This is a genomic window from Oleiphilus sp. HI0079 (assembly GCF_001635105.1).
The window spans coordinates 1-1,405 of the sequence record NZ_LWFT01000762.1 but is presented as its reverse complement, the minus strand read 5'-3'; the positions used below and the strand labels follow the sequence as shown (position 1 = coordinate 1,405).

Here is a 1,405-nt window from a genome sequence, read left to right as displayed (position 1 = left end):
GACTGGTCGAGATTAACAGGAAAAAAGCACTCCGAATAACCATAAAGGTGAGTACGCAGACTCCCAAAAACGCGCTACACTGCAGATAATAAAGAGTTTTTATTGTCGACGTACAAGGATCCGTTTGCGCATGAACGCTGAGCAATACACGCGCTGCCCGCATTGCAAATCTACTTTTGAAGTAACCGAAAGCCAGCTTTCTGCTGCTAGCGGCAAAGTTCGTTGCGGCGCTTGCATGGAAGTCTTTGATGCTCTTGCCTATCTGATTAACAGCCACGCTGAAAGCGATCGCGAGATAGAAGCAGCCGACATACCAGAAGACGAATTATCCGCAAACGTAGATCGAGATAACACGCCAGATGCACCCGATGTAGCCGAACAAGCTCCCCCTCATCCCGAGGAAGACGATCTAGTTTTCGAAGATTCGGCAGAAGACCTCGAAGAGGCTAAAAACAGCATGTTCGAAGAACAGCTGAGTGACTCTTTAAAATCGATCGACACGAGTAAAGCCCACGCCTTTGCTGCCGAATCCAATGACGATGAAGAGCTTCCGGAAGAAGACACCGACGATGAAAGCTGGGCAAATCAAATTCTGGAAGACCAAAACGAACCTCTAAGCGTCAAAGCCGAACCTGAAGATCGCTCAATGAGTGAACCTTTTTTCACCTCTAGTTCAGACGCGCTATCCTCCGACAGCACAACAAAGCCAGAGGCCATTGATTTTTATTACGAAGAAACCGAAACAGTTAGAGGTCGCGGCCTTTTTTCCAAAATGTTGATAGGGCTAGGTTGCGTTGCCCTGCTATTGGTTCTTCTGGCGCAAGCCGCTTGGTTTCACTACGAAAAGCTTGTGCAATACCCCCTAGCGAAACAAAGTTTTGAGATGTTCTGCGAAAAAGCTGGCTGCTCACTGCCCGAACTAGTCGATTTAAATGCGATTCGAAGCAGCAACCTAGTCGTTCGCAGTCATCCAATTACACCAAACTCGCTAATCATCGACGTTGTGCTTACCAACGAGGCCAGTTTTGATCAAGATTTCCCAAGACTCGCACTGTATTTTTCGGACATTAACGGGAAAACAGTTGCACAACAAATTGTTCCGCCAAAGCAGTATTTAAACGACACAAGCCTCGATAGCAAGCTCATGCCGCGCGATAAGCCAATACACGTTTCTCTCGAGATCGAAGATCCCGGCAAGAGAGCCGTTAATTACAAAATCCGTTTTTTTCCTAGTAAAGGTCAGCAAAATAGTAGCTAGCATGGAACGCTGCCCCGCTCAATTGTCAACCACCTCGAACAAAATATAACCAAAAAAAAGCCCACATTGCGTCTTTAACAGGTCGCCCGAGAGGAGTATTATTTGCGTCCTTTTTCGGCAGCCCAGAGCTTTTGATTTGTGGTTCAG

At 46.9% G+C, this 1,405-nt stretch carries 1 protein-coding gene; it reads left to right on the top strand.

All coding sequences use genetic code 11. The annotated features are described in order from the left end of the window. The first annotated feature begins 130 nt into the window (after positions 1-130). On the top strand, positions 131-1,258 hold the full coding sequence (locus A3750_RS14255) for a DUF3426 domain-containing protein (protein ID WP_068465689.1): 1,128 nt from the start codon (positions 131-133) through the stop codon (positions 1,256-1,258). The last annotated feature ends 147 nt before the right edge of the window (positions 1,259-1,405 follow it).

Coding starts and splice junctions, on each gene's coding strand:
- A3750_RS14255 (WP_068465689.1), top strand. CDS start 131: ATGAACGCTGAGCAATACACGCGCTGCCCGCATTGCAAATCTACTTTT.